The organism is Corynebacterium sp., assembly GCF_030530965.1.
Taxonomy (GTDB): Bacteria; Actinomycetota; Actinomycetes; order Mycobacteriales; family Mycobacteriaceae; genus Corynebacterium.
Window position 1 is genome coordinate 1 of the sequence record NZ_JAUMTY010000050.1, and the last position, 6878, is coordinate 6878.

General features: G+C 61.0%; 6 protein-coding genes. 4 read left to right on the forward strand and 2 right to left on the reverse strand.

The window, feature by feature from the left end; all coding sequences use genetic code 11:
- Positions 1–315: 315 nt before the first annotated feature.
- Positions 316–1542 carry a TDT family transporter gene (locus tag Q3981_RS08705; RefSeq protein ID WP_303125337.1) on the reverse strand — a complete coding sequence of 409 codons (1227 nt, stop codon included), beginning with the start codon at positions 1540–1542 and terminating at the stop codon, positions 316–318.
- Between the two features lie 102 nt (positions 1543–1644).
- On the opposite strand from Q3981_RS08705, the gene Q3981_RS08710 reads away from it, so the two are divergent.
- The 4 genes from Q3981_RS08710 (at position 1645) to otsB (ending at position 5566) form a co-directional block, all read left to right on the forward strand.
- A complete protein-coding gene (locus Q3981_RS08710) occupies positions 1645–2640 on the forward strand; it encodes a LysR family transcriptional regulator (RefSeq protein ID WP_303125339.1) in 996 nt (331 codons plus the stop codon).
- Positions 2641–2752: 112 nt separating this feature from the next.
- Complete coding sequence (locus Q3981_RS08715) at positions 2753–4288, forward strand: trehalose-6-phosphate synthase (RefSeq protein WP_303125341.1); 1536 nt, start codon at positions 2753–2755, stop codon at positions 4286–4288.
- A complete protein-coding gene (locus Q3981_RS08720) occupies positions 4281–4700 on the forward strand; it encodes a 2Fe-2S iron-sulfur cluster binding domain-containing protein (RefSeq protein ID WP_303125343.1) in 420 nt (139 codons plus the stop codon). Before Q3981_RS08715 ends, Q3981_RS08720 begins: the two co-directional genes overlap by 8 nt.
- A gap of 8 nt (positions 4701–4708) precedes the next feature.
- Positions 4709–5566 (forward strand): trehalose-phosphatase, encoded by an 858-nt coding sequence (otsB, locus tag Q3981_RS08725; protein ID WP_303125345.1) that lies wholly within the window; start codon positions 4709–4711, stop codon positions 5564–5566.
- Positions 5567–5636: 70 nt separating this feature from the next.
- Here otsB and Q3981_RS08730 read toward each other — a convergent pair whose 3' ends face one another.
- On the reverse strand, positions 5637–6830 hold the full coding sequence (locus tag Q3981_RS08730; RefSeq protein WP_303125347.1) for a LacI family DNA-binding transcriptional regulator: 1194 nt from the start codon (positions 6828–6830) through the stop codon (positions 5637–5639).
- Positions 6831–6878: the final 48 nt, after the last annotated feature.

Here is a 6878-nt window from a genome sequence, read left to right on the forward strand (position 1 = left end):
TGCTCCCTGCTAGTCGGGGTCTGATTTCTCAGTCCAACTAATGGGGAGCAGTTCAAAACTGCGGGTGAATATGGGCGAAAAATGGCCGAAAATTGACCATTTACCCCCACACTTTTATTTTTGGCCGCATATTCCCCCGCACTTTTCGGGCTTCAGGTGTACCTTCCCTGCAGTTTTCCGTCTACCGGCTCGTTTTTGCGTGCATCGGTGCTTCGCGCCCAAGGATTCTGTCCGCACCGTCTTCCGTCGTATAACCCTCGCTTTTTGCGGTTCGCCCTTAGCACGGCACAACGACAATGCCGAGCGCTCGGTCATTTAAGCCGTCGCGAGCACCTTTCCACTAAGAGCCTTAACGGTTCCCGCAGAGGCCGTCAACCAGTGAAGGGTCAAGAGGACGAGGAACCCGAGGCTGACCCAGTTCATCCATTCCCAGCCCGTCCCGTGTGAGAGAAGGTGGCTACCCAGGCACAACGTTCCCACGGGGAATGTCAGCGCCCACCACGAGGGGCTAAAGGGCATGCGTCCAGCAACTCCTCGAATCGTGCAGAAGGCCGCGTAAGCAATCAGTGGTATTCCACAAGCAAGGATCACCTGCCCATAAAGGTTGGCCGCCGCTTGAACCCAGTGCTGCCCCGCCGGAGTAATCACAGCGTCGATCTGGTGGGCAATGGCCTGAGCTGCAGCCGTGGATTGGCCAACGATACCGAGCGGAATCCACGCCGAGGCGGACGCTGCCAGCGGCAGCGGTGAGCGTCGCCACGCATGTTCATAGGCCACAACAAAAATGATCGCCCCAAGGGTCAGAGCAACGAAGAAACAGCCGACGCTCACGATCAGCATGGTCATACGGAGTGACATGGTCGAAATATGGGACAGCTGGCTTGCGCCCGTTGTCGCAGACACCATCGGCGGAACGATGGGCAAGCCCCACACCGGACGCGGCTCGGACCAGCGATTTCGTACGACTACCAGCGCGAAGCCAAACGCTGTCACGATGCCGAGGATGGTGCCGATCCACCAGAATGTGAGATCAATACTCCACCCGAGGCCTTGGGCACGTGCTAGCCACTGGATCGGATTCGCAGCCGAGTTGTGAGATCCGGCCCCAGAGTTGGCGAGCTCATCAAGAACAATGGGGGTAGCTGAGCCAAGAGAGAGTATCCCCATCGACACCATTCCCCAAGCCGTACATTGCTCAGGGTGGACGATCGACTGGTGGAAAACCTTAAACTGCCGGAGGCACCGCCCGACAAACCCCACGGTCAGGCCGATAAACGCGATCCAGCCGATGACCAGGACGATTGCAGCTGCCGTCAGCGTAGCGTCGGCAAGAAGACTACTTTCCCCAAACCGCGGTAATGCGACAGAAACCAGAAGGTTAGCGAGAATCCCGGTACCCATAATCGAACCGAACCAGGCGGGACCGGCCGGTGGGACGATGGCAGGCTGCCGACGAGGACCGGAGCCGGAGTGGGACCGAACTGGTCGAAAGCGGGAGGACACGGGCTCAGCCGAGGCGGTTTCAGTAGCAGTCATGGTCATGGCAATGAGCCTATGCATCATCATTTATCCTGAACAGACACTATTTCTTTGGGTAGTCACAAGTATTTACTGTGACTGTCACAAGTAGCCTAGGATGGGTCCATGTCACTTGCTCATATCCCTGATCTTCGGACCTTGGAAATACTGATCGCTATCGCAGATACGGGATCTCTCGGTGCAGCGGCGCGGCAGATGGGAATGACTCAGCAAGGTGTCTCTGAGCGGGTGCGCAGCGCCGAATCTATTCTGGGCTTTACCCTGGTCAGCCGCACACCACGGGGCACCCACCCCACACCCCAAGGCAGAGAATTTATCAACCACGCCCGCGACGTCATCCGCAGTGCGAACAGCTTGGCCGACACTGTCTCCTTCGACAAAGACCCTGCTCATCACATTATTCGGGCGGCTGCCAGCCAGACCGTCACCGATCACTACATCCCACGCTGGATTGCTCAACTCACCGACACGCACCCCGGGGTCCGGTTCGCTATCACGACGGGCAATAGCCACCAGGTCGCCGACACGATTGCCAGCGGGGACGCAACGATCGGGTTTATCGAATCCCTCTCGCTGCCGGAACTCAAAGGCATCCCTACCGAGGATTACTTCGACAGCACAGTCATTACCACCGATTACCTCACCCTCGTGGTCCGACCCGATCATGAATGGGCCGGGCTCGGCCACGTCTCTCCGCTCACGGTCGCGCAAACGCCGCTCATCGTCCGCGAACCCGGTTCAGGTACCCGGTCCGCCATCGAGCGCGTCCTCCCCCAGGCTCTTCAAGCACCCTTCGCCGAACTCGAATCAGCGACCGCCATCAAGTCAACAGTCTTGGCGACGCAGGTACCGGCGATCCTTCCCCGCTGCGTGGTGGAACAAGAGATAGCCGACGGCCGGTTAAGCGAAATCACTATCGACGACACCCGCCTGTCACGGCCAATTCGCGCTTTGTGGAGGAAGGGCACAACGCTACGAGGATCCTCACGCACGCTCCTGGAGGCGGCACGGGCCAGCGCGGCTCTGGCTTCGCCGACGAGGACCGGCGCAACGCGTGCCACTGCAACACGGGCCAACACGCAAGGACGAAAAAGGCGCTGAGATCACAGCGGCCACGAGCCTAGGGCGCAGTCGCTGCACTGGCTACTTCGGCACTACCCTGGAAGACAGAAACATCCGGAGCACCCATCAACCCGAACGAGGTACCAACACCATGTCCTCATCCGACACCACCAAAGCAACCGACGACTCCAGCGGCACCAACACGACATCCGCCGACGACGCCGTGAAAGACACCTACTCGTTCATCGTCGTCGCTAACCGTTTACCCGTCGATATTGAGATCGACCCCGACGGCACCAAGCACTTCGAACCAAGCCCGGGGGGCCTGGTCACGGCGCTGAAACCCGTCCTCAAAGAACACGAAGGCGCATGGATCGGCTGGCCCGGAGCAACATCCGAAGGCCCCACGGCAACCCCTGTCGCCGACCCGTTCACGACCGACGAAGGCATCACGCTGATCCCGATGGGCCTGACCAAACGGGATTACGCCGAATACTACGAAGGGTTCTCCAACGCCACATTGTGGCCGCTCTACCACGACCTGATCGTGACGCCGATTTTTAACCGCGACTGGTGGGTGACCTACCGCGATGTCAACACGCGCTTCGCGATGGAGGTAGCCCGGCGCGCGGCCGAAGGCGCAACAGTGTGGGTGCAGGATTATCAGCTGCAACTGCTGCCCGGCATTTTGCGGCAGATGCGCCCGGACCTGAAAATCGGGTTCTTCCTGCACATTCCGTTCCCGCCGGCGGAGCTGTTCCGCCAGCTGCCGTGGCGTGAAGAACTGGTCCGTGGCCTGTTGGGCGCTGACGTGATCGGGTTCCACTCCATCCACAACGCGGCCAACTTCCTGGAACTCTCCCGCGACGTCGGCGGGTTCGCGACACCGAGCACGGGGCAGCCGGATAGCCTGCCTGTTCGCGGCAAGGCCAGCATGAGGGAAATCACCGCGACGATCACCGCATCCGACGGTCGCCCCGTCGGCGTCGGTGTGTTCCCGATTTCCATCGACACCAAGTCAGTCACTGCCGCCGCGAAGGACGCCGACGCGGAAAAGGTCCGCTCTGAGCTGGGCAACCCTGAAACGCTGATCCTCGGCGTCGACAGGTTGGACTACACCAAGGGAATCCTCCAGCGCCTCGAGGCGTACGAGGAGCTCCTGGAAACCGGTGCGCTCGACCCCGAGACCACCACATTCGTGCAGGTGGCGACGCCATCGCGCGAGCGCATTGAGCACTACAAGGTGGCGCGTCGGCAAGTGGAAGAAGCCGTCGGGCGGATTAATGGCCACTTCAGCAGCATCGGGCACTCCGCGGTCACCTATATGCACCGGTCTATTCCGTTCCCGGACCTCGTCTCCTACTACAAGGCGGCCGACATTATGCTGGTCACGAGCCTGAAGGACGGCATGAACCTCGTCGCCAAAGAGTATGTGGCATGCCACCCGGATGGCACGGGGTCGCTGGTGCTCAGCGAGTTTACGGGCGCCGCGGCCGAGCTTGATGGCGCGTTCCTGTGCAACCCGCATGACATTGATTCGATCAAGCGGCAGGTTCACTCCGCGGCGGTGGCGAAGAAAGAAGACCTGCATGACCGCATGATGTCCATGTTCAACGAAGTGACCGAACACGACGTCCACGCCTGGGCATCGGCATTCCTCGACTGCTTAGAGAGTGACAATGACTAACAGCATTCCCGACGACAACTCCGTAGGCGACGCAGAGTCCGCGGGCGACAACTCCCTGGGCGACTCCTCTGGAGATAGCGCACCCGCTGACGACTCCGCCGCCACCCCTTCCGACGCAAAGCCCTCGACCGCTCACGTCTTTATGGAGGACACGGAGGAAGATATCGAATGGCCCGCGGGGAAACGGCTCCTCTACGCCATGTTGGACGCGGGCTTGGATGCACCCTACGGCTGCACCGAGGGCGAATGTGGCGCCTGCCAGTGCGTCGTCGAACCCCATGACAACGCCACAACGCACATGGTGCACAACAATGTGTTGGATGAGTACGACATCGCCGACGACATGACCTTAGCCTGCCAAACTTTGTCCGACACCCCCGGCGGAAAATTCGACGTCAGCTACGACTTTTAGGAGAACGAGTGTTTACCCCGTCCGATGACATTAACCGGGCCCTTCGCACCGCTGCCCACAGCCCCACACTGATGCTGGCCAGCGACTTCGACGGCTGCTTAGCACCGCTCAACAAAGACGCCATGGCCGTCACCGCGAACCCCACCGCTATGAATGCCATCATCGACCTCGCCCACATGCCGCACACTTTCGGCGCACTCGTCTCCGGGCGGGATATTTCGAAACTCGAACGCCTCGCCCGCCGGACCGGACCACAGGGACAAAACATTGCCGACGACGGCCCCGACGATGTTCGCGACATCTCCGGAATAATTCTGGCGGGGTCCCACGGCGCTGAGGCGAATGACGGCAGTGGCGTCGAACCTAATGAGGAGCAAAAGAAGCTCCTTGAGCGCATGATCCGTGAGGCACATGCCGTGGCCGATAGCGCTCCGCACTCGGGCATGTTTGTGGAGGAAAAACCGCTGGGTGTCGGCCTGCATGGTGTGGCGATGAATAACGACGAGCTGGAGCGCCAGCTGCAGCAGAAGTTCGCTGACATCCTGGATTCGCTGCTGGATGGGACGACGGGGTCGTACATGTACGGCAAGCACATTCTGGAAGCCCAGATCATGGAGGTCGATAAGGGTAAGTGGCTGGAAAGCGCCCGCGACCGGTACAACGTTGACGCCATCGTGTATGCCGGCGATGACACGACCGACGAGAACGCTTTCCGCGTCCTTCATGGCAATGATGTGTCCATCAAAGTCGGTGATTCTCACACCGCGGCTGTGTTGCGCGTTCCGGATACCGACGCTATTGCCGACGTTTACCAGCGCTTGGCCACCATGCGGCGGGAGTACCTCACTGAGAACGGAGTGTTGTAGCGGCGGCGCGAGGTTAGCGTGACGTCAGAGTGGCGTTGCGGTGGCGGTGTTGCGCAAAATCGCTGCTACGTCAGCGCGGCGGACCAACAGTGCGCCCCGTGATCAACGTCGTCTCCAGCAGCGTGTGTGAACCGTGGGTTGCCGATGCCTGACCTCGGGAACCACCAGAGCTCGTGGATGTCGTCGCGTTCCTGGACGAAGACGCGCTGGTGCTTCCTTTCCCCCGTGTGGCGTCGGAAATAAGGTCCTGAAGAACATGTCCGGCGGTGCGGCCTTTGTCCTTATTCGGCTGTGACACCGTGGTGATGCGCTGCTGCACGGCGAGGTCGATACCGTCGAACCCGGTGACAGACAGATCGCCCGGCACGGACAACCCGCGATCAGCGGCGCACTGCATCACGGCCAGCGCTAGCGAATCCGTCGTGCAAGCCACGGCGGTTAGGTCGGGGTGCGCATCCAATAACGCGCGGGCAGCCTCGCGGGTGCCGTCGGCGTCGTTGATATAGCACTCCACGATCGGAATGTCTTCCGCCGAATCCGGGTGGGCGGCGCGGATCACGTCAACAATGCCCTCGACGCGGTGTTTCTGCACATGCATGTGGGCAGTGCGCAGGCGCTGCGGCGACACCTCGCCCGCGTTGGCCTCACGGTCAAGACGAATGCACAACACACCAATTTTCCGGTGGCCAGCGTCGATAAGCTGTTGAACCCCGGGCTGAATGGCAGCGTGGTCATCAATGCCGACGAAGGCGTAATCCTTGAGCTTCGGTGTGGAATACGGCTGATCACACACGACAGTCGGGAGGCCGCGCGAGGCCACAACCTCCAACGTGGGATCGTCCGAGGCGACCGAATACACCACGAAACCGTCGACGGCGGCTTGCGCCACGCGGTTAATTCCCGACGCGGCACGCCCGGGAGCAGCGGGAATGAGCACCAGGGAGGAATCCAGCACCTGGCAGGACTCGGCCAAACCCGCCAGGAAATCGACCGACGAGCGGTCCTCGAAGGCGTAGGTGAGTTCGTCGGTAAAAAGGACGCCGATCGCGTCGGCCCGGCGCGTCCGCAGGGATCGGGCGGCGGGATCCGGGCCGGAGTACCCCAGCTTGTCGGCGGTGGCGAAGATGCGGGCGCGGGTCTCGGGCGACAAATGGTCGGGTTTGTTGTACGCGTTGGACACTGTTGTGCGCGACACCCCGACGGCCTCCGCGAGTGACGCCAACGTAGCCTTATGACTATTTTTCGGGGATCGCCGCGGACTCATGTGTAGCAATCTTAGACCTTCGGTACCACCGGGAAGGGGGTTTCGCGC

Bases quoted from the DNA above. Each gene is read 5' to 3' on its own strand.
- Q3981_RS08705 (WP_303125337.1), bottom strand. From the start codon at position 1,542: ATGACCATGACTGCTACTGAAACCGCCTCGGCTGAGCCCGTGTCCTCC.
- Q3981_RS08710 (WP_303125339.1), top strand. From the start codon at position 1,645: ATGTCACTTGCTCATATCCCTGATCTTCGGACCTTGGAAATACTGATC.
- Q3981_RS08715 (WP_303125341.1), top strand. From the start codon at position 2,753: ATGTCCTCATCCGACACCACCAAAGCAACCGACGACTCCAGCGGCACC.
- Q3981_RS08730 (WP_303125347.1), bottom strand. From the start codon at position 6,830: ATGAGTCCGCGGCGATCCCCGAAAAATAGTCATAAGGCTACGTTGGCG.
- Q3981_RS08720 (WP_303125343.1), top strand. From the start codon at position 4,281: ATGACTAACAGCATTCCCGACGACAACTCCGTAGGCGACGCAGAGTCC.